Source organism: Leptospiraceae bacterium (assembly GCA_016708435.1).
In the GTDB taxonomy this organism is placed as follows: Bacteria; Spirochaetota; Leptospiria; order Leptospirales; family Leptospiraceae; genus UBA2033.
Genome location: JADJFV010000005.1, coordinates 317,080 through 340,267 on the forward strand (window position 1 = coordinate 317,080; position 23,188 = coordinate 340,267).

The 23,188-nt window shown below is 37.6% G+C and carries 26 protein-coding genes, 1 tRNA gene and 1 pseudogene; 19 read left to right on the plus strand and 9 right to left on the minus strand.

Going from position 1 to position 23,188, the window contains the following annotated elements:
* Positions 1-55: 55 nt before the first annotated feature.
* Positions 56-493, plus strand: coding sequence for a single-stranded DNA-binding protein (locus tag IPH52_11485; protein MBK7055653.1), 438 nt, complete (start codon positions 56-58; stop codon positions 491-493).
* Here IPH52_11485 and IPH52_11490 read toward each other — a convergent pair.
* Positions 490-3,750, minus strand: a complete 3,261-nt coding sequence (locus IPH52_11490; GenBank protein ID MBK7055654.1) for a SpoIIE family protein phosphatase — start codon at positions 3,748-3,750, stop codon at positions 490-492. The genes IPH52_11485 and IPH52_11490 overlap by 4 nt on opposite strands.
* 280 nt (positions 3,751-4,030) lie before the next feature.
* Between IPH52_11490 and IPH52_11495 the strand changes: the two genes are divergently transcribed.
* Positions 4,031-6,175 (plus strand): VacB/RNase II family 3'-5' exoribonuclease, encoded by a 2,145-nt coding sequence (locus IPH52_11495; protein MBK7055655.1) that lies wholly within the window; start codon positions 4,031-4,033, stop codon positions 6,173-6,175.
* A 634-nt stretch (positions 6,176-6,809) separates the two neighbouring features.
* On the opposite strand, the gene IPH52_11500 is transcribed toward IPH52_11495, so the two are convergent.
* Positions 6,810-6,881: transfer RNA gene (locus IPH52_11500), tRNA-Pro, on the minus strand.
* 106 nt (positions 6,882-6,987) lie between these two features.
* Between IPH52_11500 and IPH52_11505 the strand changes: the two genes are divergently transcribed.
* The 3 genes from IPH52_11505 to IPH52_11515 all read left to right on the plus strand — a co-directional run bounded on the left by IPH52_11505 (position 6,988) and on the right by IPH52_11515 (position 8,719).
* Entirely contained in the window at positions 6,988-8,022 is a 1,035-nt protein-coding gene (locus IPH52_11505; GenBank protein ID MBK7055656.1) for a hypothetical protein, read from the plus strand.
* Positions 8,023-8,154: 132 nt separating this feature from the next.
* The gene (locus IPH52_11510; protein MBK7055657.1) at positions 8,155-8,496 is read left to right on the plus strand and encodes a pentapeptide repeat-containing protein; all 342 of its coding nucleotides are present in this window, start codon (positions 8,155-8,157) and stop codon (positions 8,494-8,496) included.
* Complete coding sequence (locus IPH52_11515; protein MBK7055658.1) at positions 8,387-8,719, plus strand: NUDIX domain-containing protein; 333 nt, start codon at positions 8,387-8,389, stop codon at positions 8,717-8,719. The genes IPH52_11510 and IPH52_11515 overlap by 110 nt, the downstream gene beginning before the upstream one ends.
* A gap of 280 nt (positions 8,720-8,999) precedes the next feature.
* Here the strand turns inward: IPH52_11515 and IPH52_11520 are convergent, their stop codons facing one another.
* Together IPH52_11520 and IPH52_11525 are read right to left on the minus strand one after the other, a co-directional pair.
* Positions 9,000-9,299 carry a type II toxin-antitoxin system RelE/ParE family toxin gene (locus IPH52_11520; protein MBK7055659.1) on the minus strand — a complete coding sequence of 100 codons (300 nt, stop codon included), beginning with the start codon at positions 9,297-9,299 and terminating at the stop codon, positions 9,000-9,002.
* A complete protein-coding gene (locus tag IPH52_11525; GenBank protein MBK7055660.1) occupies positions 9,283-9,576 on the minus strand; it encodes a hypothetical protein in 294 nt (97 codons plus the stop codon). The genes IPH52_11520 and IPH52_11525 overlap by 17 nt, the downstream gene beginning before the upstream one ends.
* 525 nt (positions 9,577-10,101) lie before the next feature.
* Between IPH52_11525 and IPH52_11530 the strand changes: the two genes are divergently transcribed.
* From IPH52_11530 to IPH52_11555, 6 genes and pseudogenes are all read left to right on the plus strand, one after another.
* Positions 10,102-10,266: a caspase family protein gene (locus IPH52_11530; GenBank protein MBK7055661.1), complete on the plus strand. Its 165-nt coding sequence runs from the start codon at positions 10,102-10,104 to the stop codon at positions 10,264-10,266.
* Complete coding sequence (locus IPH52_11535) at positions 10,266-10,442, plus strand: caspase family protein (GenBank protein MBK7055662.1); 177 nt, start codon at positions 10,266-10,268, stop codon at positions 10,440-10,442. The genes IPH52_11530 and IPH52_11535 overlap by 1 nt, the downstream gene beginning before the upstream one ends.
* A 141-nt stretch (positions 10,443-10,583) precedes the next feature.
* On the plus strand, positions 10,584-11,021 hold the full coding sequence (locus IPH52_11540; protein ID MBK7055663.1) for a hypothetical protein: 438 nt from the start codon (positions 10,584-10,586) through the stop codon (positions 11,019-11,021).
* The gene (locus IPH52_11545; protein ID MBK7055664.1) at positions 10,976-11,470 is read left to right on the plus strand and encodes a hypothetical protein; all 495 of its coding nucleotides are present in this window, start codon (positions 10,976-10,978) and stop codon (positions 11,468-11,470) included. The genes IPH52_11540 and IPH52_11545 overlap by 46 nt, the downstream gene beginning before the upstream one ends.
* 97 nt (positions 11,471-11,567) lie before the next feature.
* Positions 11,568-12,055: pseudogene (locus IPH52_11550) on the plus strand (tail fiber protein).
* Positions 12,052-12,222 (plus strand): hypothetical protein, encoded by a 171-nt coding sequence (locus tag IPH52_11555; GenBank protein MBK7055665.1) that lies wholly within the window; start codon positions 12,052-12,054, stop codon positions 12,220-12,222. The pseudogene IPH52_11550 and the gene IPH52_11555 overlap by 4 nt, the downstream one beginning before the upstream one ends.
* A 303-nt stretch (positions 12,223-12,525) precedes the next feature.
* Here IPH52_11555 and IPH52_11560 read toward each other — a convergent pair whose 3' ends face one another.
* Positions 12,526-12,813 carry a DUF5615 family PIN-like protein gene (locus IPH52_11560; GenBank protein MBK7055666.1) on the minus strand — a complete coding sequence of 96 codons (288 nt, stop codon included), beginning with the start codon at positions 12,811-12,813 and terminating at the stop codon, positions 12,526-12,528.
* 61 nt (positions 12,814-12,874) lie between these two features.
* Positions 12,875-13,117: a DUF433 domain-containing protein gene (locus IPH52_11565; protein MBK7055667.1), complete on the minus strand. Its 243-nt coding sequence runs from the start codon at positions 13,115-13,117 to the stop codon at positions 12,875-12,877.
* An 84-nt stretch (positions 13,118-13,201) separates the two neighbouring features.
* Between IPH52_11565 and IPH52_11570 the strand changes: the two genes are divergently transcribed.
* The 4 genes from IPH52_11570 (at position 13,202) to IPH52_11585 (ending at position 17,258) form a co-directional block, all read left to right on the plus strand.
* On the plus strand, positions 13,202-13,858 hold the full coding sequence (locus IPH52_11570; GenBank protein ID MBK7055668.1) for a tail fiber protein: 657 nt from the start codon (positions 13,202-13,204) through the stop codon (positions 13,856-13,858).
* Between the two features lie 281 nt (positions 13,859-14,139).
* Entirely contained in the window at positions 14,140-14,709 is a 570-nt protein-coding gene (locus IPH52_11575; protein ID MBK7055669.1) for a hypothetical protein, read from the plus strand.
* Complete coding sequence (locus tag IPH52_11580; protein MBK7055670.1) at positions 14,706-16,271, plus strand: beta-propeller fold lactonase family protein; 1,566 nt, start codon at positions 14,706-14,708, stop codon at positions 16,269-16,271. The genes IPH52_11575 and IPH52_11580 overlap by 4 nt, the downstream gene beginning before the upstream one ends.
* 6 nt (positions 16,272-16,277) lie before the next feature.
* Positions 16,278-17,258 carry a flagellar motor protein MotB gene (locus IPH52_11585; GenBank protein ID MBK7055671.1) on the plus strand — a complete coding sequence of 327 codons (981 nt, stop codon included), beginning with the start codon at positions 16,278-16,280 and terminating at the stop codon, positions 17,256-17,258.
* Between the two features lie 11 nt (positions 17,259-17,269).
* Here the strand turns inward: IPH52_11585 and IPH52_11590 are convergent, their stop codons facing one another.
* Positions 17,270-18,586: an adenylate/guanylate cyclase domain-containing protein gene (locus IPH52_11590; protein ID MBK7055672.1), complete on the minus strand. Its 1,317-nt coding sequence runs from the start codon at positions 18,584-18,586 to the stop codon at positions 17,270-17,272.
* A gap of 59 nt (positions 18,587-18,645) precedes the next feature.
* Here IPH52_11590 and IPH52_11595 point away from each other — a divergent pair, with 59 nt between their 5' ends.
* From IPH52_11595 to IPH52_11605, 3 genes are read left to right on the plus strand one after another with little or no spacing between them, the layout of a single operon-like run.
* Entirely contained in the window at positions 18,646-19,533 is an 888-nt protein-coding gene (locus IPH52_11595; GenBank protein ID MBK7055673.1) for a DUF2804 domain-containing protein, read from the plus strand.
* A gap of 9 nt (positions 19,534-19,542) precedes the next feature.
* On the plus strand, positions 19,543-19,680 hold the full coding sequence (locus IPH52_11600) for a DUF2804 family protein (GenBank protein ID MBK7055674.1): 138 nt from the start codon (positions 19,543-19,545) through the stop codon (positions 19,678-19,680).
* A 28-nt stretch (positions 19,681-19,708) separates the two neighbouring features.
* A complete protein-coding gene (locus tag IPH52_11605; protein ID MBK7055675.1) occupies positions 19,709-20,104 on the plus strand; it encodes an STAS domain-containing protein in 396 nt (131 codons plus the stop codon).
* Between the two features lie 10 nt (positions 20,105-20,114).
* On the opposite strand, the gene IPH52_11610 is transcribed toward IPH52_11605, so the two are convergent.
* Positions 20,115-20,429, minus strand: coding sequence for a hypothetical protein (locus IPH52_11610; protein ID MBK7055676.1), 315 nt, complete (start codon positions 20,427-20,429; stop codon positions 20,115-20,117).
* Between the two features lie 41 nt (positions 20,430-20,470).
* Positions 20,471-21,436 (minus strand): alpha/beta fold hydrolase, encoded by a 966-nt coding sequence (locus IPH52_11615; protein ID MBK7055677.1) that lies wholly within the window; start codon positions 21,434-21,436, stop codon positions 20,471-20,473.
* Positions 21,437-21,814: 378 nt separating this feature from the next.
* Here IPH52_11615 and IPH52_11620 point away from each other — a divergent pair, with 378 nt between their 5' ends.
* Entirely contained in the window at positions 21,815-22,045 is a 231-nt protein-coding gene (locus IPH52_11620; protein MBK7055678.1) for a hypothetical protein, read from the plus strand.
* The last annotated feature ends 1,143 nt before the right edge of the window (positions 22,046-23,188 follow it).

Sequence of the window (23,188 nt, forward strand, 5' to 3'; positions counted from 1 at the left end):
ATTTTGTCTGTATGTAGTTTTAAAATAAGATAATAACTTACCGAGAGGAAATTTTATGGCAAATGATTTGAATAGTGTAATATTAATTGGAAGAATGACAAGAGATCCCGAATTCAAAACGGTAGGTCAAACATCGCTCGCAAATTTCAGTGTTGCGAATAATCGAAGTTATATGGACAACGGAACTAGAAAAGACATAGTCAATTACTTTGAGTGTTCCGTATGGGGCAAGCTCGCCGAAATATTAAAACAGTATGGGGGTAAGGGCAAACAGATTATGGTAGAGGGTCGATTGGAACAATCTACTTGGGATGGACCTGATGGAAAGAAACTCAGTAAAGTTAGAATTCGAGTAGAGAATTTTCAATTGCTAGGCGGTAAATCAAACTCTGATAGCGGTACTTCTCATGATTCAACTCACTCTCAAACATCTGCGCCTACTAGTTATTTTGCGCAAGACATAGAAGAAATCCCCGCTGATGATATATTTTAAACTATATCTATTGACACAAGTGTGATGTCGTCTTCGAAGCCTACGGATTCATCTTCTATACCACGGTAGGCTTTTACATCATCGATGATAGAGCTTAGGAAATCCTGACCGACTAAGCCATGCTTGTTTTGTATAAAGTCAATAAATCTTTCTTCTCCATAAAAAACAGTGCTGTTGGGTTCTTTTCTTACTTCCAAAATTCCATCTGTATAAAGAAGAATTTTATCTCCGAGTTTAATAGGCATTAGCTCGTTTGTGCATTTGATTTTTGGAAATGCTCCGAGTATTGCTCCTTTTGGTTGTAGTTCTTTGATCTCGGTAGATCTACTTCTTAGTAAAATTAGAGCAGGGTGACCGGCACTGCTAAATGTAATTTCTTTTTTTTCTAAATTGATATAACAATAACCAGCGGTTACATATCCTTTGCCGGCAATTCCGAAAAGTGTATCATTCATCTTCTCTAAAAGATTGGCAGGGTTTCGGGCATATTCTTTATTTGTCTTAAAGGCAAGCTTAACCATTCCCATGATAATAGCAGCGGATACTCCATGACCTGCTACATCAGCAATTAGAATTCCAATCTCTGTCTTACTGATGACATGAAAGTCATAGAGGTCTCCTCCAACAGTATGCATTGGTAAATAGGTAGTGCTAATTCTAATTCCATCTAAGATAGGAATTTTATCAGGAAGAATATCTGCCTGGATTTTCTTGGCGGTTTGAAGTTCCTTTTCAATTGTGATAAGACGGCTGTTATCCTCAATTGCTTTCTTGATTGATAATTGGTTGTGGATACGGCTGAGTAACTCTTTCTTATGAAATGGTTTGTGCATATAGTCATTGGCACCAATTTCTAAACCGAGGATAATATCATTTGTCTGATTCTTGGCTGAGAGAATGATAATCGGAAGAGTGTGGATGGGATATTTTAAACGAAGTGTTTTACATACTTCGTATCCAGAAAGCTTTGGCATCATGATGTCTAGTAGAATTAAATCTGGAATTTCTTTTTCAACTATCTTAAGTGCTTCTACTCCATTGTTTGCAGTAATCAATCGATAGTTTAAGTCCTTGAGGTGATTTACAATTACCTGCAAGTTGATAGGCTCATCATCTACGGCTAATATAGTGTATCTCTCTGTTACTTTGTCTGACTTAATTTCTTTAGGGATTTCGATGATCTTATCTAATGGAATTGGAACTTCTGTTTTTAGTCCCGGTAAAAAGAATTGTCCCTTGAGTAGGGGAGTATTGTCCCATTTGCTTTTACTCCCTATACTCAAATCAGGAATTGTAAAATAAAAAGTGGAGCCTTTCCCTAAAGTAGAGTCTACCCATATTTTACCCCCATGTAGCTCTACTAATTGTTTGGTGATACCAAGTCCTAGACCGGTTCCACCGTATTCTCTGGATGTTGAATTGTCTATTTGCTCAAAGGACTGAAAGATAATCTCAAACTTTTCTTTCGAAATTCCAATGCCTGTATCGGCTATGTAGATTGTAGTTGCACCAATTTTACTTTCAGCATAGATTTTAATTTCTCCTTGCTCTGTGAATTTAATTGCATTGCCTATAAGGTTGTGGAATATCTGAATTATCCGATTCTCATCTGCTTCAATTTCTGGAAAATCAATTGATATAGCGTTGCTTAATCTTAAATCTCGATCTACAACGAGCGGTTCCGACAAACGAATTACTAAGTCTGCAATTTGCCTTAAATCAATCTTTCTAATTTGTAATTCGATTTCATGATTTTTTAGTTTAGAAAAATCTAGAATATCATTTACGAGGCTACTGAGTCTTCTACCACTTGCTACAATCAAAGAAAGATTTTGTCTTGTGTCGTAATTGAGTTTAGTTGTTGCGTCGTCTAACATAGATTCTGCGATACCGATGATTCCATTTAAAGGTGTTCTTAGTTCGTGAGAAGTGTTTGCGAGGAAGTCATCTTTTAATCTATCTAATGTTAATAGTTTTTCGCTCATAGACTCTACTGTAGCAAATGCTTTCGAAAAGCGCATCGAAAGAATAAATGACTGCGAGAAGATAAAAACGAATAGCCCCACTGGAAAGAGAAATCCTGTGTAGATAAAATTATTCAAATAGAGTAGGTCATTAATCAAGGCACCTAAAAAAACGATGAGCCCAAATGCTACCCAGGAAGCACCTTCTCTTTTTTTGCTATTGATAACAATCAATATATAGGCGATGTATGCAATCAGAGAGAATAGTAAAAACTGAAAGTATTGAACAAAACCAGTAGTAATGGAAGTATCCATCACCAAGGTGGCAAAACAAAAGAACAATGCGATAGTGATTGTGAATTTTGAAATAAATTTATGCGTGTCTTCGGGATAGATAGATTCTAAAAATAAAATAAAACAAGGAGTGGTAAGAAAAACCGTCATAAACTCCAACTTGACAAGAAAAATCCAAAACATAGTATCTTCTGAAATTTTGAATAAATATCTTTCTCCAGTGAGTAAAATCCTAAGTGCAATGATAAGACAGACAAAGCCAAAATACAAAGTAGATTTATCTTTTTTTCTAAGAGCATAAAGCCCGAAGTGGTAAAACGCCATTATGCACAAGCTACCGAACATGAAGAATTCAAAATTGGTTTGATCTTCTCTGGATTCTTCAATATGCTCGGCAAGTCCAAATTCTATAAAGTTCCAAAGACCTCCCTTGAAATGATAAAAATTGGAAACTTGGAAAATAATTTCTATAGCCTCACCATTGGGTTTAAACTCAATTACCCGCGAATTATAAGCAGGTGACATTGTTTCTTTTGTTTCTCCAATCGTTCCTGCTCTGGCTAGAAGTTCACCGTTAATCCAGACTTTATAGGCGGTGGCAGCGTCTATGATCTTCATCGCATAAGTAGGATACTTATCTTTAACTAGCACTCTGAGGCGGTATGTAGCAAATCCATTGCCGGATAATTTCTTGTCCTCTAGTTTATACTTATTCCAAATAGATGGAACCGATTGAAAGCTTGGCTTTGATACTTGATTGTAAATAAAGTCTTCCGGTGTATAGAAATGAGCCCAATAAAATTCCCAGGCTCCATCTAATTTTAAGATTCCTTTCTCTTTAAAATTCCACGAGGTAGTATTTAAAATACCATTTACGGCGATAGGCGCCTGTGATTTCATTTCAGAGGTTCTGATTCTTGAAATGAGATAAAAGAGTGTAATCCCAAGGAATGCACAAAACACAATCGCTTTAATGAGCCTGATTTTATTGAACTTCATCACGGATGATTCACAGATTTTCAGATAATTTCTTCTTTGAATAGTCTTTTTTTGTTATAGAATATACTTGACTAAAAAAAGGCATTGCTTTAGGTTTAGATACAGATTGTCCTCTCAGCCGTTTTTTTATTATAACAGTAGATTCCTCCTCTTCTTGGTGATAAAATCATTTCAGTTTCAATATCGCGGTAATCTATTATTAACCTCTATGGGATAGTGCTGTCGGATGAGTCAAATTCATAGATACAACAAATGCAATCATAAATATAAAAAGGAAAATATGAAACCAAATAAATTCATTAAAAGTATTGTAGAATACTTAAAATTAAAAGCGGGAAAAGAAATAACTAAATCGGATATTTATAAACACTTTCTCGAATCAAACGAAGATAAAAAACACAAGAAGCATGAGAAAGGAAAACGCAAGCATGACGACGAAAGAAAAGTAGAGATCGAAGAGCTATTCTGGTTACTCGAAAAAGAAGGACTGGTTACCTTAGATAAAAAAACTATCTCCGTGCACAAACCATTTAGCATGGCGGGAACAATCTCTCTTAGCCGCCGAGGGGACGGATTCGTAAAGTTAGCCTCCGGAAATGAGATATTTATACCAGCCAGTTTTACAGATACGAGTATTTCTGGAGATACAGTCGAAGTAATTCCAATTGGAATTGGAAAAAAAGATAGGCTAGAAGGAGAGGTCATCAGTATTCTTAAACGGGGAAGAATTCTTTACCGCATGAAGGTAACAGAAATAGAAGGAGGGTATATTCACGGTAAGCTCCTAGATATGACAGGAGAAGAAAAATCAGGACTCATTGCTAAGAAAACTTTATTGTCTGAAATCACAAAGTCGATTCAACCAAATGATGTTCTAATTGTAAAACTAAAAGAACATGCCTATCAGGAACAAGCTACTCTAGAAGTTACTTTTATAAAAGTAGAGTCCGGTGAAAAAGAAGACATTGACTTTAACCGCATCTTAATGAAATACAATTACCACCAAGTCTATCCTGATACTGTATCTCTAGAATTTCAAGAAGAAATAAAAGAAGATACGATTGATGACTGGCATACACGCGTTGACCTCAGAGACTTATACACTGTCACCATTGATGGAGAGACTGCAAAAGACTTTGACGATGCAATTAGCTTTATCGAAGAAGAAAAACGTCTTCGCTTCTATGTGCATATTGCGGATGTTTCGTATTATGTGAAGCAAGGCTCTAGTCTTGACGAAGAAGCATACAATCGGGCAACTTCCGTTTATCTCGCAAATAAAGTAGTTCCAATGCTTCCGCCCGAACTTTCCGAAAACCTATGTAGTCTTGTTGCAAAACAAAACCGTCTAGCCTTTACAGTAGAAATGGAAGGAGACTACACTGGAAAAATCTATTCTGCGAAGTTTTATAAAAGCGTCATTAAAGTAGATGAGCGTTATACATACGAGAGAGCGGAAAAAGAAATTCTAGAAGGACATCCTGACAACTGGCTATTTAAGATTATGCGCTTAGCGAATGGACTTAAAAAAGCCCGAATCGAAAACGGTAGAGTAGATTTAAACTTCAAAGAAACCTATGTTGTAACAGACAAGGACAACAGAAAAGTAATCGAAATCAAAACGCGTGAAAGACTAAACAGTCATATTTTAATTGAAGAAATGATGCTATCGGCTAATATCAAAGTAGCCGAACATTTGCGTAAAAATAAAATTCCCGCACTCTTTCGTATTCACGAAACCATGGACGAAGAAAAATTAGAAAATCTAAATGAATTTCTAAAGCTCTACGGGTTTAAGTATCAACTAAAGTCTACGGAATACGACGATATTAAACGTGCGTTAGTCGAAATCGCAAATCATCCCGCAGAGAAAATCTTCAACTACTTCCTACTTAGAAGTTTTATGCAAGCTTATTACAGTGGAGAAGCTCTTGGGCATTGGGGTCTTGGTTTTAAAGACTATTGTCATTTTACTTCGCCTATTCGCCGTTATCCAGATTTGGTCTGCCACCGTGCCCTCGAAGCTCTCATCATGAAAGAAGAATACGCCTATACCGCTCACGAAATTCAGATCATGGGTGCTCATACTTCCACAGAAGAGAGGCGTGCCGCCGATGCTGAGCGTGATATTCTAAAACTAAAAGCCTGTCGATTTGTAGAAACAACTGGAATGAAAGAATTTACAGGAACGATTACTGGCATTAAGCCACATGTAGTTTTTGTAGAGTTAGACGAGATTCTTACAGAAGGGGCTGTTCCATTCACCGAGTTTACGAATGAAATTGAACTCACTATGCCAAATGATTTTTCTTTCTATGCAAAGAAATTTACGAAGACATACTTTCTCGGGGAAAAATTAAAATTGGTTTTAGATAGAATTGATTACGAAGAAATTAAAATATTTCTAAAGGTGGCTAAGGGGTAGGGATTAATTAAGAATGCTGAATTATTAATTTTGAATTTTTCGGAGTGATTGTTTTGAACCTGCGGCTACTTAGAATAAGCCGCCCTCTCGCCTGACGGGCTCGCCTAGACCTCGGCTCCTTCCGCCTGATGGCTAACGGAGCCTCGTCCCCCATACAAGTGCGCTACCACTGCGACTTTATTGAAATGTATTTTTTAAAAAAGATATGAAAGCAGCAAAGCGCTAAGCTTTTCGGAGTGATTGTTTTGAACCTGCGGCTATTTAGGATAAACCGCCCTCTCGCCTGACGGGCTCGCCTAGCAGACCTCGGCTCCTTCCGCCTGATGGCTAACGGAGCCTCGTCCCCCATCCAAGTGCACTACCACTGCGACTTTATTGAAATGTATTTTTTAAAAAAGATATGAAAGCAGCAAAGCGCTAAACTTTTCGGAGTGACAGGATTTGAACCTGCGGCTATTTAGGATAAACCGCCCTCTCGCCTGACGTGGGGGCTCGCCTTTGCGTGGTAAGACGGTCGGCTCCTTCCGCCTGATGGCTAACGGAGCCTCGTCCCCCATACAAGTGCACTACCACTGCGACTTTTTTGAAATGTATTTTTTAAAAAAGATATGAAAGCAGCAAAGCGCTAAGCTTTTCGGAGTGACAGGATTTGAACCTGCGACCACTTGCCCCCCAGACAAGTGCGCTACCACTGCGCTACACCCCGTGCTTGTTATTTTTTTTGAGATATGTTCTTTGTAAAGAAGAAATATTTTACAAGGAAGGGTGCTTTAATTATTATCCTAGATATGCAGAATCAGGAAAGGGTAGACTTGAGAAATCAGTTGATTGGTTTTTTAGAGCCGGGGGAGGATGTGCGATTTTGTCTCAAGACTCCGACAGAAGAGGATGAATGGATTGCAGCAAAGGATTATTTTGTTCGGCGAAATGAAATTCTTGGTGTTCTAAGTTATGGAGTAACCAAGAAAGGAAAAATTCATAAGGTCAATTTTTGGAATACAAGCGCAAACTATTACTTATTCGATAATGCGCAGGCTGAGAAAATTCCAGATACCAAAGTAAGAGAGGAAATTCATTCTCTCGAAAATGCACTCATTGATTTTCTAATTCTTATTTCTAATGGTAGACAGGGTTGGGCTCTGGGAGAAGGAGTAATTAAGATTATGCGCAATCTCTCTATCTATACGATTCGAAATAGTGATGGTAAATTACAAGTATCCGCTCAGTCAAAGTCTCTAGGTGAATTGGAAATTGAAACTAGAACAATAATGGATTTTATTCTAAAGAGAGTAAGGTTAAATATCGTTACATTAGATGACGAAATACGAGAATTTATTTCGAGGGAAATTCCTATTATCCCTTTGGAGGAAATCAAAAGGCAGTCAAAGGAAAAAATTGACATCAAAGATAGTATGCTAGATTTTTTAATCGATTCCGGTCTTGAAATAGAAAGAGCAAAAGGAAAAGAAAGACAAATTCTAGAAGAAGTCAATTATGGATTACAGAATGCCTTCCAGAGTATCGGTTTAGAAAAAAAAGAAATTCAGTTTTTAACTGACGATACATGGAATCAATTACTGGATAATCACCATATATTTCTGGAAAGCCTTCCCGAAAATGCAAACCTCAAATGGGAAAGAGTAGGCTCCTCGATTGAGCAGGAAGTGCAATACTTATCTAAAAAATATCCCAATCATCATCTACAGGGAAAAATAGTTGGCTATAAGCTAAAAGAATTTTTCTTAGAAAATAGAAATATACGGGTAATGAATCTTAGCCGTTCTCTGTTTTATGATTCAAAGTTTATCGGGATTAATTTTTCAAATTCAATTGCAGTCTTTTTCTAAATGGAAGAATAATCACCTAGACGAATGCAATTTCTCGGAAGTAGATTTCTCTGAAAGTGAAATGGTAGACTGCAAATTCAAAAAGATACTTTTTCTAAAGTAGATTTTGAATCGGTCACTTTTGAAGATTGTTTGTTTGACTCCTGTGATTTTACGGGAACAAAATTCAAAAGATCTATTTTTTATAAATGTAAATTTACAAATTGTAATTTTAAAAATTCTCGGTTCATAGAGGCTATTCTTTATTTGTCGGAGTTTACAAATTCAGACATTCAAAAAGCAATCAATAAAAATTCTGAATTTAACGATTGTAGTTTTCTTAAGTCCAGAGTCTATATGTATAAAAAAATTCCCATTGTTCTTATTGTGGAGCAAAGTTTCCCGAAAAATATTCCTTTCAATCACTTGCGATACCTGTTCCCAGATTACTTATTCGAACCCAATTCCAGTAGCAGTAATACTACTTCCCGTTGATGAGGAATTCTTCTGGTTCGTCGCGGAATTGAACCACAGGAAGAGCAAACTCGCATTACCCGGTGGATTCATTGAAACCGGAGAGACCTGGCAAGAAGGCGGAGCACGCGAGCTTAGAGAAGAAGCAGGTGTCATCATTCAACCAAAAGATGTGAAAAATTTATGGTTCACAGTGCCAATGAAAACAGACTTGTTCTTATTTTCGGAATTGCAAAACCAATGAAGTCTTCCGATTTACAGCCGTTTACCCCAACAGAGGAGGCACCGGAGCGGGTAATTCTCTTTCACCCCGAAGAGCTTGCTTTCGAATTACATACATTAGCCGTTGCTGAATGGTTCAAGAAGAGATAATTAGAGTTGTTGCTAAATTAAAATTGTCATGGTGAGCCTGTCGAATCCATACTCAATATAAATAGTATCCTTCGACAGGCTCAGGATGACATTGAACTAAATTTACCAACAACTCTATTATGAATTAGAAATTGTGAATGTTGAATGATGATTTAGTCGTCTAATCTTTCCATTTTATCGAAGGGTTGTCTTGCAGAATGCCAGATTGCGAGCATGGTAGGTGTGATAAATACATAGTAGATTCTGTGCTTTTTGAATCCATTTACACTTGTGTAACGAATTCCATTTTCGTCTGCCGAATATTTTTCTGGTTTAATTAACGTAGTCTCAATTTTTGAAAATACATTTTGAATGAATCTTTTGCCAAGACCTATTTGTTTGTCTTCGTAGTATTCATAAATTTCATCCAAATCTTTGTCAGCTTTGGATGTGAAATTATAATTGAATCCCAAGTTTTCGACCCCATTTAGATTTAATTTCTTGGGCAGTGATTAATTTTTCAGGATATTTCTTTGCATGGTCAAGTCGTCTCAGTAATTCTTTTCTTTGTTCTTGCGACAATTCTGGATTAGCCGCTTTCTTTGATTTCTTAGGCGTGTATTTGAATTCTAGAAAGTCTATGTATTCCAAAAGTTCTTTCTGAATTTTCTTTTGCAGAGCAGGAGACAAATCTTTGATTCTGTCCATTACTCTAAAATGGCTTGTGGGGTATTTGTCTCTACTAGTCATGGTTTAAGGTTAGGTTTTTAGGGAAATTGGTCAAGAAAAAAAAATCTGTATGCTGGCGTTTTTTAGTGTGGGTCAACCTTTACTTAGTAGGTAAAAAACATGTTCTAAGAATATGAATTAAACAAGGTAGACCCTCTCAATGTCATTAAGTTAAGAAAAACTAGGAAGAAATTAACCACGAAGGGCACGAAGAACACGAAGAAAAGAAGGGCGATAGAGGGATTAACATTTTAGTGAAAGTTTTTTGAGAGTTATCATTTTGATACTACGTCTCATATAGCGCCTATCGTCTTGGAAATAAAAAATGAATTTTCCTCCTATAAGAGGATTTTTACACCTTAAAATAGAAAAGACTTGATTTAGTATTAGCTCAGTTTGTGTATGGCAAATGTAGGAAATGCTGGAGAAAATTTTTGCTATATAAATTACTAATTCTACAATTACTTTTTTGTATTCTGTCTATTTGCAGAGGAAAGCATTGCAACGGGAACTGTCGGAAAAAAATATAATTTTGTTCAAAAAGGAATGAAATTAAAATCACTAGATGAAGAGAATCAGGGGAACCGTTATGCGATAATCATCGGCATCAATGAATACGAGGATGCGGCGATAAGCAAACTAAACAAAGCGCGTAATGATGCGAAGGCGCTCGACCGACTCCTAAAGGCTCAGGGCAATTTAATAAAGTAATTCTACTTACAGATGATATAGACCTGCAAAGTAAAAAATATCCGAGTGCGGAAAATATCATGGGACGACTCAGGGAAATTCTTTCCGGTGCATCAGAGAATGATTTGATCCTTGTATTTTTCTCCGGTCATGGAGTGACAGACAAAGACGGAAAAAGGCTACTTGGTCGCAGTTGATTCCGATCAGGCGAATATTTTTCGACTGGGGTTCCGGTAGATAAGATTGTAGCGGAGCTTTCTAAGTTTAATAAATCCTTACTACTACTCGATGCTTGTCGCGATGTGGTTTACAAGACGAAGGCGCTAGAGCAAAATCCTTTGCAGACAGATAGATATGCAAAGGCAAAATTAGCGGCTACTTTCTATTCGACGCAATCGGGTTATTTTAGTTTTGAAGATGAAGAATCGGACTATGGGGTATTTACCCGTTATCTCCTCGAAGGACTAGAAGGAAAGGCAGATACAAATAAGGACAGCGTAGTATCGTTTACGGAAATCGAGCAACATGTGCAAGCGGTAAATAACTGGTCGGCGAAGTTTAAGAAAAAACAAAAGCCTTCTACTGAAATTCACGGAGAAAAATTTGGCGATCTCGCACTCACTCTAAGCAGACGGAACAGAGAAAAGTCTAATCATAGAAAAAAAGAGGCAACGTCACGCGCGCAAGACGTGGGATGTTTTATGATCTTTCTTGTTCCTGGTTGGGGGCAGTGGCATGGAAGGATTATGGATTTGACCCGGCGACTCAGAAGATGAAAGCCTCTTTCTTTGGAATCGGTTCTTTCTTATTAGTCGCAAATCTTTTTCACGAAAACAGTTTATACAAAGAAGCAAAAGATACTTACAGACAAGAAACAATTCTAAATACTGCGACAAGTCTTAGTAGCCCATTCGTATTTACTCCTGCACTTTATACTTATACGCGAGCAGAAGCTGCCGGTGCCGACTACCAAACAGCGGCTAATCGTGCGAATTTCTCCATCTTAGCTCTAGTAGGTTTTATGGCGATGAATCTTTTAGATGTATCTTTCTTCGGGAACATAACAACGTTTAACCCCTTCTTAAAAGAACCAACAGCTTTTCTTAGAGGCCGAATTCAAAGTAACCACAGAAAATTAGCCGGTCAAAACGGGCAGAGGGGGAGATTGAAATTGATTTTCGTTTTAGTAGACGCTCGGTTCGGCTCCGCTCACCGAGCGGACTAATTAGTGAAGCGGACTGGTTCGAAGACATTTTACAAAAAAGTCCGATCCCTGAGCGAAGCCGAAGGGTCGGTGTATAACAAAAAAAGGAGACCAATCAATGAGAAAAAAACTATTCTACCACAAACTATTTCAAAAATACCTAATGGGAGTTGCGATTTCGTTGGGTCTTGCGAGTGGCGCATTACTAGGAGTAACCGGTCTAGTCGGAACCTACAACAGTTTCTCCGACGGAGAGACGTTAACCGCGAGTAAGCTAAACGCAAACTTCAATGCGTTAAAAACGGCAATTGCGTCAACAGTGGGAACAATCAGCGCCTACGGAGGAAATACCGCTCCAACAGGTTGGCTTCTTTTGCGATGGAACAGCCGTTAGCCAGACAACCTATGCAGATTTATTCGCAGTTATAGGTTGTAACTTCCGGATGCAGTGGAGGTAATTTCAATTTGCCCGATTTGCGCGGGAGATTTTTGCGAGGCAGAGATGGTGGAGCTTTGCGTGATCCAGATAGCGGAACCCGCACAGCTATGAGCACAGGTGGGAATACAGCGGATAATGTGGGGGGGAGTGTGCAGGGGATGCGTTGAAGAGTCATACGCATGATCATAGTTTACCAGTATCAAATTATACAACGTCCGGCGGTAATCCTGATAGAGTATGGCATGCATCTTATGGAACAAATTCTACATCAGCAACAGGTGGCAATGAAACTCGTCCTGTGAATGCGTATGTGAATTGGATTGTGAAGTATTGAGTAGACCTGTCATTTCGAACATCGCTTGGCGGAAGGATTTGCGGCTAAGCAAATGGGTGGATGTGAGAAATCTATTTGGCTTAATGCGATAGTTCTAAGAAGGATAGACCTCTCACGATGGGACTGTTCGAGGTGACAGGAGTTGTATGGCTATTTAGAATTAGCCCTTCCTAATTCTACGCAGGGCAGGGGACTTTGTTGTTGAAGGTAGTAATGTGTTATCTCTTTCTTCTAAGGAAAGGGGTGTTGGAAGAAAAAGTAAACCTCAACTGAAAAGTTGGGAATAGGTAAGTAAGGAGATTTTTAAAAATGGACAATTATTTCAAGCAAAGAGAGTTCAATTACAGAGTTGGTTTCGAGGTGATTTATGATTGCATCTAAATTAGTTTCAAATAAAGCTATTAATTTTTTATTCGAAAGATTGCCAGTTGTGATAAGCAAAAGTTTCTTTGGTTCGTTCTTAATTAAAAATCTTTCTATAAAATCGTGGTCTTTCGTAATCACCACGCGCTCTGTTTCCATAGACAATCTAAATAAAATAGTATCATCTGTTGCATTACCTTCTTCCAGTTCGGAGGTATGTAGAGTCAAATCCTTTTATTCTAAGCCATTTTAGACAGTGCAGATGACAGCATTGCATCAACTATAAAGTTCATGCTGCCTGCAATTTATGGATGCTCTTTATTTTTACCATTTTGCTCGCAAATAGAATACAAGCTCGGAGATCATCTTTTTCTAAATCAGGGTAGTCTTCTAAAATTTCTTCATGGGTCATTTCCCCGGAAAGAAGTTCCAGCATTATCTCTACCGGGTATCGGAGGTTGCGAATGGTAGGTTTTCCGAAACATACACTGGGATTTAGCGTGATGCGTTGTAATAGATTGGTTTCATTCATAGGTTTGAGTGTTCTATGCAAAGAAGAACTAGTCAAGCGAAAAACAAAAAGTTGGGAATAGGTAGAAAGGAGAAAAAAATATGAATAAAAAGTTTAAGCTTTCATTTCAAAAAGGAATCTTTCAAGGAATGGGGGATAGTAGTCGTTATCCTCTTCTTCCTCGGCACAGCTTGGGCGGTAACCGGTCTAGTCGGAACCTACAATAGTTTCTCCGATGGAGAGACGTTAACCGCGAGTAAGTTAAACGCAAACTTCAACGCTTTAAAAACAGCGATAGCGTCAACAGTGGGAACAATCAGCGCCTACGGAGGGAATACCGCTCCTACAGGTTGGCTTCTTTATGATGGAACAGCCGTTAGCCAAACAACGTATGCTGATTTATTTGCGGTCATAGGTTGTAACTTCGGATGCAGTGGGGGTAATTTCAATTTGCCCGATTTACGTGGTCGCTTTTTGCGAGGCAGAGACGGTGGTAGTGGAAGAGACCCAGATAGTGGAGCAAGGACAGCTATGGGCGTGGGTGGGAATACAGCGGATAATGTGGGTAGTGTGCAGGTGGATGAATTAAAGAGTCATACGCATACGGTTCAATGGTCATACGATGGATCAGATAATGATAGAGACGACTCGCATCCAGGAGTTGGACTTGCTTATCCTAATGGTGGATTGACAACAACTGCAACAGGTGGCAGCGAAACTCGTCCTGTGAATGCGTATGTGAATTGGATTGTGAAGTATTAGTAGCCCCGTCATTTCGAACTGCTTCACCGTGAGAAATCTATCTGCCTTAATGCGATAGTTCTAAGATGGATAGACCTCTCACGATTTTTCCGCCCTGCGCTAGACGCGCCCAACGCCTTCGCATGTTCGAGGTGACTGGGGTTGTGCGGGTAATAATAAGTAACCCCTTCCCTTTAGGGAAGGGGTGTTGGGCGCAGAAGTGAAGCAAATAGAATAAGTCGGGGTTAGGTCAAAAGTCCGACAAGAACAAAAAAGTAAGAGTAAGAAAGGAGAAAAAAATCATGAACAAAAAATTAAACCAATCTTTCCAAAAAAGAATCTTCCACGCACTGAGGATATTATTAATTATCCTCCTGTCAGCCTGTAAATTTTCATTTGCAGAAGATAAGCTTTCTCAGATTGCTACTGCGTTTAATCTAAGTAAGCCTCAGAGCGAGAGAGATGCAAGGATTATCATTCAGTGTGATGCAGATACTCCGACTGGCGTTCGCTCGATTCGCGGGTTGGTCACGGACTATGAGACGAATGCTGTTATTTCGAATGCATTTGTTAGCACGCAGGTTTCTACCGAGGTGTATTCTACTGATGCAGAGGGAAAATTTAAAATCCAAAAAGTAGGAATGGAGACAACACGTGTTACCCTCAAAGTGGTAGCGGATACTTATAAAAGTCTATCTACCCCGATTGAATTTACCTGTCAAAATTTGAATGCTTTGATCTATCTTCCAAAAGAAACCATTACAGGCACGAACACAGCGTCTAATCCGAATAATACTCCAGTTACTCCGACGGGCACTGCGTCCACAGCTTGTATTTTTAGCATGTCTATCTATGGTGGTTGTAAGTTATGATTTTTCTCTCTCAGGGGATAATGGTTCGACAGGCTCACCATGACAAAATATGTGTCACCCTGAGCCTAGTCGAATGGGGCAAATCCGTTTTTATCAGTGCAAGTCAGTGGTTAATATTACTTTTCATCCTTTCCATTTCTAATTGCATTATCTTTTATCCTCTCGTGGAAAAAAGTTTTGAGGTGAAAGACAAATCAAGCTCTTATGCGATAGCCGCATTGTATGCACTTGCTGACAAAGAAGCACCTAAAGCGGGTAACGGTGGCACTTTACAAAAACTAAATCCGGGTAACGCGGGATTTACTCTTTCCTGGAATGAAGGCTCGGACGACAAGACAGATGCATCTAGTCTACGTTATAAAGTATATACATCAACCTCAGACAATCTTCGCACCGTTGGGGATATTGAGGCTAATGGCGAATTACTTACAGAATCTGCAAAGTCTATGTCTAGTCTTACCATTTCTAATTTGCGAATTCGTGGGACGGTTTCTTATTACAATGTAATCGTGCAGGATTTGTTTGGCAAAAAGACCGCCTATTCATCTATATCCGCTACGATTATTCCAAAATACTTTTACGCATTAAATCAATCCGACAATTCTGTATCCATTTTTACTATAAACAAAACGACAGGTGCTCTAACGCAAGTCAATACACTGAGTGGTGGAAATTCTCCTTCTTCGATTTATATTCCTCCCAAAGGAAACTATTTGTATATGGCTTCGACTTCTGAAAATAAAATTAGACTTTATACTTTGGATGCAAATACAGGAAGCTTAACGTTTGCAAATTCCTATTCCGGCGGCAGTGGAGTAATCTCGTTAATCGCTGATCCGGAAGGACGCTACCTCTATTCTACCGATTCTCTTTCGAATAAAATTTTTATGTTTAAGATTAACTCTACTGATGGCACACTTACTCCGCTCACTGCTGTTTCAGTGGCTACTGGTAATTATCCGATTCATCTAAGCATTGATCCTTCTGGTAGTTTTGTCTATGCGATGAATCGGGACTCGGATAGTGAATCCCAATTTGTTCTAAATTATACCACAGGTGAGTTGACTCCTCTTGTTGTATCTTCTCAGGTGACAGGAACCAAACCTTTACAGGCAGCCATTGATCCATTGGGTGTCTACGCTTTCGCTACAAATTTCATCGGAAATTCTCTTTCCAATTTTAAGATTGACCCTGTGCGCGGCGAATTGAAATTATACGCTACTCTAACTACTGCCCTTAGCGCTGGTCCTTCCTCTCTTCAATTTCATCCCTCCGGGAATTATTTGTATGTAGCTGAGTCTACGTCTAATCAAATTCGGCAAATGAGTTTAGACCGAACAAATGGGATATTACAGCCATTAGCCACGGCAACTGTATCCCAGACTGGCAATCCATTTTACATTTTATCAGATTACGGCGGCAAATTCTTATACTCCGTAAATAAAACAGGAAATTCAGTGAGTCTCTATACGATCGGTAGTGATGGCTCTTTAGCGTATAATTCAAATTATCCGACAGGAAATACTCCTGTATACAGCGTTCTATATCATACAGTGGAGTAAAATAATATGAAAAAAATTATAAAGTTATTTAAAAAAAGCCTAAAGCGAATCGTTCTAAGGCAAATAGATTTCTCACACTTCGCAAACTGTGAAGCCGCTCGGTTCGAAATGACTGTTATAAATCGCATCGGTGTTCATCGGTGTCTATCGGTGGTAATCTTTTCTCTTTTCCTAACCAGTTGTGCAAGCATCGAGAAAGACCCGCTTGCCATTCGCACACACGAGCACGGAAGTTTTGAATTCAAGCAAGTGGGGCTTGGTGGATTTTCGGAAAGCTGTGAAATTTTATACGAAAAAAAAATCGTTCACGGCTTATTCGTATTACCCATTAACCCACTTAATAAAGAAGAACTTCCTTCTCTTAAAAATAAAAAGATTAGAATCAAATACTTAATTCGTAAATTGGATTTGCTTTACAACGCTTTAGGATTTGTATTTAGTGTTATTACTCAGACGATTGTGGTAGAGGATTGTGGGCGGACAAATAATCGAGACGATTTAGCAGAGCAAAAGTCTGTAGACTTTATGAAATCTTTTCTTGGAAAGTATGAAAAGATTAAAGCGTTAAGAGACGAAGGGAAGTTAAACGTAAAAATTGTAAACGGGCGAATGGTCATTGTCCTCTCAACTGATGTCTTGTTTAACGTTGGCTCCAAAGAACTTTCTTTCAAAGGAAAAAAGGCGATTATTGAAATAACAAAAATTCTTTCTGAAATTGAAGACCAAAAATTTCAAGTGGAAGGGCATACGGATAACGATCCATTTAAGGCAGAAGGAGCGACTAATTGGGATTTGGCGGCAAGCCGCGCGCTGAGTGTTCTAAATGAAATGATAAAAACAGGAATGCCATCGACTAAAATCTCAGCCGCAAGCTTTGGAGATGCAAGACCGTTAGTCGCAAACGATACTCCTTCCAACAAAAAGCAAAATCGTAGAATTGAAATTGTAGTTCTGCCGGATATTGAATCTTTGCCGGGCTATGAATGACATTGCGAGGTTTATGCACTTAGCATCTTTTCAACATGCCCGATATACTTCTGTAAAAAATTCATATCGGGAGTTCGACCTTTTTTTCCGACGGATAATTCCTCTTTGATCCGCAAGACGAAATACATTTCCATTTCTCCTTTTCCTTTTACAGGAATTTTACCCCTGAATTGGAAATCGAAGAAGTCTTTGGTCATAAGGTAAAGGTTATGAGATATATTGACCTTATCCGCTTCTCCGTTTGCTTCCATTCTTTGCGCGATATTGACAGTGTCTCCCCATATATCAAAGTTAAATCTTTGTTCTCCTAAAACTCCACAGACAACAGGACCGCAGTGAATTCCGATTCTTACTTTCCAACTTGGAAGTCCTTTTCTCCTTTGACTCTTTTGGTATTTGCGTAGAAATTCCTGAATTTTGAGAGCACTTAAGACTGCATCGACTGCATGAAGGCGTTTACTCTCTATTATCCCGCTTGCAGCCATGTAACTATCGCCGATAGTTTTTATTTTTTCTAAGCCTTTCATTTGAACAATTCTATCAAAGTGCGAATAACATTCATCTAACTCAGAAAGTAATTTCTCGGGTGAAAGAGTAGAGGCAATGTTTGTAAACCCTACAAGATCGCAAAATAGAATAGAAGAAGAAGGAATTGATTTTGGTTTTACTTTGCCATTTTGTTTTAATTCTTCTACAATGTATTTTGGTAGGACTGAATTTAGTATGTCATCTGTTTTTTTGAAAGAGTCTTTTAATTCTTTATCGAAAATACGATAAGCGGCTCTTTGAATAAAAGAATTTTGCTCAAACAAAATATCGGTACATATTCTATAAGGAAGTTTTGCTCGCTTAACGATTATTTCAAGTAGCGGATACATCTTATTTTCCGAACTAAAAATCGTATCAAAACCAATATTTCTTCCTTTTGCACGAAGAGAGTGTATCGCATACTCCATATTCTCCTCATATTTCTTTCTGAGAAGAGAATCGTTTTTCTTAATGTCCAAGACCTTAAAGAAAAAAATTTGATTTTGCGATTTGAAAGTTGCTTCATAGTATGAGTTTAGATTTCCACTCAAATTGAGCTCTGCCTGAGTTGCAATCCACCAGTGTTTGAACAAATTGAAATAGGGAGGTTTTGGGCTTATGTCTGGAAATTCCTTTCGCAGGGTGTCGATCATATCTTTGGTTATCTTACGAAACGAGACTCCTTCAATGGCAATGTAGTCAGAAACTCCCGGCGGCTTCTTAAGCTCCTCTTGCAAATGGAGCAGTAAATATCTAGCCAATTCGCGCGCTAGCTCATATCTGATTTCTTTTCTGTTCATTCAATTGCCAATATTAAATTCTCCTTGCTTAATGCTTTTACAAATTCAATTTGGTTAATGTGAAAACAAAAAAAAAGCCAGAGACTGCAAGAGAGCAGTTAATCAATCCCGACGGCTTGCCAGCGTTTGGGATTTTTTCTCAAGCCGTTAATGAAATCAATTTTAAGGATTACAAATATCTATCTCCTTTTGGGAAAACAAAGAACTCTATAAGTAAACACTTTGCTTACAATCAATTTGAATATGTAGGTGGAGTTTCTGACAAAATAATTTTTGGTGTTGCCGTTGCGGATTTAAAGTTTCTCACTAACGCATTTTTTTATATCTATCTTCCTGAGACAGGTAAATTCTTTCACAAAAGTTTCAAAGCCCCTTTCTCCATCGGCTCTAAGTTTTCTAATTTTCCTGAAACAGGAGTAGTGTCTTTTTCTCAGGGAAAAAACAGAATCGAGATGGCTCCTTTAAACGGTAGGCGAAAGCTTCATTTGGAATTAGCGTCAGGCGAAACAGTCGAAGCGGAATTTTTAGAAGATGGAATTGAGCCTCTTCGTATTTGCACACAAGCCGGTGTCAACGGATGGGTGTATGTGCGCAAAACCGCCGGTAGCCCCGTCATTGGAAAAATTGATTGTGATTTAGGAAAGTTTGATTTAGAAAAACTCGGTGTTTATGGGCATAATGACTACAGTGTAGGATTTATGCGAAGGGAAACGTTTTGGAATTGGGCTAGCTTCACTGGTAAGATAGAGAAGGGTGTAATTGGTATTAATCTCTCTTGCGGGGTAAATGAAACTAGCTTCTCCGAAAATTCTCTCTGGATAAACGGTGAACGATTTCAAATGCCACTTGTGTCCTTTCAATATGATAAGAGAGACTTAAAGAAAGATTGGAAAATTGTTTCGAGTGACGGTGTTATTGATTTGGTATTTAAACCGGAAGGAAATTAGCGCGAGAACATAAATGCATTTATCGTTGCTTCAAACTTTAACCAATTATATGGAAAATACTTTGGGAAAATAAAAATTAGCCCCACAAAATCGATTAAGATCAACGGAATGTATGGATATGCCGAAGATCATTATGCAAAATGGTAAATTAATAAAAGAAGGATAGGAACTATAAATGAGCGAAGAGGAAATGGAATTCAGTGAGGATGATTTTAACTATACCGACAAACAGATTACTATTTCTGTTCGGACGATTGGTATTCCTGAAAATCTACCTAAGAACGGAGTTATTTTAGATTTAAAAGGTATTTTGAATATTTATTCTGCAAATCCTTTGAAAGGGGTTCTAGCGAATTTAATCAATGCCGGTAAGACTAAAATTTATGTTTATATGAAGCAACTGGATAATATCGATTCGTCGGGACTCGGTGGACTCATCGCCGTTCAAACGAAACTCTTGAAAATAAACGGAGTGCTAAAAGTTGTTGAGCCTTCTGATAAAGCACGGTCAGTTTTGAAATTGACCAACCTGGAAAGCTACTTTCATATGAACGATATCTTTGTTCCTTAGGTAAATATCATTATGCCGCACCTGTTACCTGAATGAATTCTTCGATAATTCTATACACCGCCTGAGCAAGAGCCGGATCAAATTGTAATTCCATAGCTCTTGTTTCGGGATTAGTGACTAAAATATTTTCTAATCCTTTTGGTTTAAAGCGAAAGTACGTAACCTTTGTATAAATATCTATTTTAAAATTGTCGCTATCTAGTCGAATCGCACTTATTTCTTCGAGGGGTAATCTAAAAGTCTCCGCTAGTAGGAAACGGAGTCTGCTCGATTCATAGATAATATCTCGGATTGTATCTGGGTCTGTGATTTGTATGTCTGCCATAGAGGCGTAATTAAATACGATCTAATACCTTTGTCAAGAAATTATTTTGAAAATATCTCGAGTAAAATCGGAAGATAATAACAATCTAATTTGAATGAATTAAAAAAACCATTGTGTCCACCATAGTTTTCAATCCTGACCGTCAAATTAGGATTAGGCGTTAGCTCATAAAAATCTTCCGGATGAACTACCGGATCATCCTTTGCCGTAATGATTGTGGTTGGTGTTTTTAGATTTTTAAAATAATCTTTCGTGAGAGTGTAGGTCTCGAAGTATTCATCTGCACTTTTATAAGGACTGTAATCGGGAATAATTCTTTCCGTGAGTTTCATTACGGTGTCCGCATTCTTGTATTTTTCGAAATCATACAAAAAGGGAAAGAGTCTTTCTTTTTCTTCGAGCGAGCGCATCCATTGTTTTAAAAAGTATTTTCGTAGAAATGGATTTTCATCCATCATCTCTGTGCTAGACTTTGGATGAATCGCGGGGCTAATGCCTACAGCGTGTTTTAAATTGGGAATTATTTTTTTAGTGTTATTTCGTGCAATGCGGAGTGCAAAGTTTCCACCAAGAGAAAATCCGATAACAAAGAAAGGATTGCCCTTATCTGCTAGCTTAGAAACTTCTTTTGCTGCTGCCATAGTTTCTTCAAAGAGGCTACCATTGAATATCCCCTCGTTGAGATGATGAGTTCCTCCATGATCGCGCAGATTGATTCTAAAAATATCAAATCCATTATTATAAAGGTAAGCTCCTGTCTTTAAAATATACGCAGAATTTATATGTCCTTCCCATCCATGTAAAAGTAAAACTAATCCTTTCGGATTTTTATTCATCTGCTTCGACAAATACCCGATTAGCCGCACATTCTTTCCTGCCTGGATTAAATGAAGCTTTGCCTGCTCAAACATCGCGCTTTGTTTTAGCTTTTGAAATTTCAAACTCGCAAGGATTGTCTGCACAGTCGCAGAGCGTAGTAGTAAGGGAGGTTTAAATTTTGGAACCATATTTTATATACTGATTGATATATTCATATTCATTTCACTCAAGTCTAGTTTTACTTACTCAGAGTTGTTGTCGAGTAATAATAAGAAACGGATTGCCACCGATGGACACCGATAAAAAAGTGATAAAGATTTTTAACACAAAGGACACAAGGGTTTCACAAAGTGCACAAAGATTCCTTTTTCATTGTGAGCTTTGTGTGCTTTTCTCTTTGTGTTCCTTGTGGTTTATCTTTTTTGGTTGGCTTGGTCGATTTGATTCATCATTAATACAAATCACTTATTCTAGTCTAAAATTTCTTGTTTAATTCAACTTGACTTCTTACTGGAATCAGAAAGATACTTTTTAAAAATGCTATTATATTGTAGGATACAATTTTCGTGAAAACTAAATTTCTTATTTTAATTTCCTTTTCTCTATTTCTAAGTTGCCAGTTTATTTCCGAATGGAAATACAAAGATGAAATAGTGTCAGAGGCTTACGTCAATAATCCAAATGGTCTTGCACTTTATAAAACAAAAGGAGATTTGAATTCGAAAGAAGTTGTTTTAAATCCAGAAGAGAAATTTTATTTTTTAGAGAAATCGAATGACGATGTAAAAAGAGGGTAGTTGGCGCAAGGTATTGTATGGGGGTAAAGAGTTATTTGCCTATAAACAGATGATTCGTCTGCAAGGAATTGATGGAATATTTTAAAGTAGAATAAAAAAGCCGTTGGTAATTTGGAGTTCAGAAGTAGGACTAAAATTAAAAGAATCTCCTTTTATAGATACTAATGGAAAAGAAAAGAGTTTCCTCCTTTTTCAGTTATTGAAATTCTTGCTTACGAAGGTAATTGTCTGAATCAGAATATATTAAAAGTCAGAACGAAGACAAGAAGAATTGGATTTATTACTCAAAAAATTTCACGCTTCAGAAATAAGGAAGAGGCAGAGGAAAATGCAAGTTCTTTGATGATTAAAGATGACGGCTATTTCTAGTAGCCACCAAAGAGCCTATTTTTCTGGACATAAGAATCAATGACTCCAATTGATAAGACTAAATACAAGAAATTATGAGAAAAAGAAAATTATTATATGTCAACTATTCTAAAAAAATTGATGGGGAAAGATATTACTCATTTTAATAAAATCCGTAGCAATATTTGGAAGAAAGAACTGGAAATCACGATTATTTATTCCAGAGTCCAACGGAAAATTTCTAAATGACAAAGACTTTACCGATTATACAATAGAAAATACTAAATTCAAAGGTAATCCTATTTTCATTAAACTAGTAAGCGAAATAGCAAAAGAATACCCTACAAAATTTTTGAACTTTTTAGATTTCAGATTAACAAAGCTTTCTACTTATTCTAAAGGCATAAATTATTATTTAGAAAATGCAATTTGCATGAACGGGAATTATAATTCCTTTGTATTAAGAATGATAAGCAGGTTATTCACAAATGGATATTAAATAATAATTATCATTGGATTTCTGGTTTTAAAACATTTGATTTAGATGGGGATGGCATTTTGGAATTTCTTATCGAGAGGATGGGAGGAAGTGACTTATAATGAACTCTTTGGTGCTAAAAGGAAATATGAAGCAATAGCTTATTTTTCACACGAATCAATAATCAAGAATAATACAATTTACGTGCAAAGTATTTAAAGGAATATCTGTCTTTAAAGATGAATTCGATATTCTAATACAAAATCCCACCCCAAAGGCACCATACTCAAATACAAAAAAGGAAAACTAATAAAAAT

Bases quoted from the DNA above. Each gene is read 5' to 3' on its own strand.
- IPH52_11485 (MBK7055653.1), top strand. From the start codon at position 56: ATGGCAAATGATTTGAATAGTGTAATATTAATTGGAAGAATGACAAGA.
- IPH52_11490 (MBK7055654.1), bottom strand. From the start codon at position 3,750: ATGAAGTTCAATAAAATCAGGCTCATTAAAGCGATTGTGTTTTGTGCA.
- IPH52_11495 (MBK7055655.1), top strand. From the start codon at position 4,031: ATGAAACCAAATAAATTCATTAAAAGTATTGTAGAATACTTAAAATTA.
- IPH52_11525 (MBK7055660.1), bottom strand. From the start codon at position 9,576: ATGACTAGTAGAGACAAATACCCCACAAGCCATTTTAGAGTAATGGAC.
- IPH52_11530 (MBK7055661.1), top strand. From the start codon at position 10,102: ATGAAATTAAAATCACTAGATGAAGAGAATCAGGGGAACCGTTATGCG.
- IPH52_11565 (MBK7055667.1), bottom strand. From the start codon at position 13,117: ATGAATGAAACCAATCTATTACAACGCATCACGCTAAATCCCAGTGTA.
- IPH52_11575 (MBK7055669.1), top strand. From the start codon at position 14,140: ATGAACAAAAAATTAAACCAATCTTTCCAAAAAAGAATCTTCCACGCA.
- IPH52_11580 (MBK7055670.1), top strand. From the start codon at position 14,706: ATGATTTTTCTCTCTCAGGGGATAATGGTTCGACAGGCTCACCATGAC.
- IPH52_11585 (MBK7055671.1), top strand. From the start codon at position 16,278: ATGAAAAAAATTATAAAGTTATTTAAAAAAAGCCTAAAGCGAATCGTT.
- IPH52_11590 (MBK7055672.1), bottom strand. From the start codon at position 18,586: ATGAACAGAAAAGAAATCAGATATGAGCTAGCGCGCGAATTGGCTAGA.
- IPH52_11605 (MBK7055675.1), top strand. From the start codon at position 19,709: ATGAGCGAAGAGGAAATGGAATTCAGTGAGGATGATTTTAACTATACC.
- IPH52_11610 (MBK7055676.1), bottom strand. From the start codon at position 20,429: ATGGCAGACATACAAATCACAGACCCAGATACAATCCGAGATATTATC.
- IPH52_11615 (MBK7055677.1), bottom strand. From the start codon at position 21,436: ATGGTTCCAAAATTTAAACCTCCCTTACTACTACGCTCTGCGACTGTG.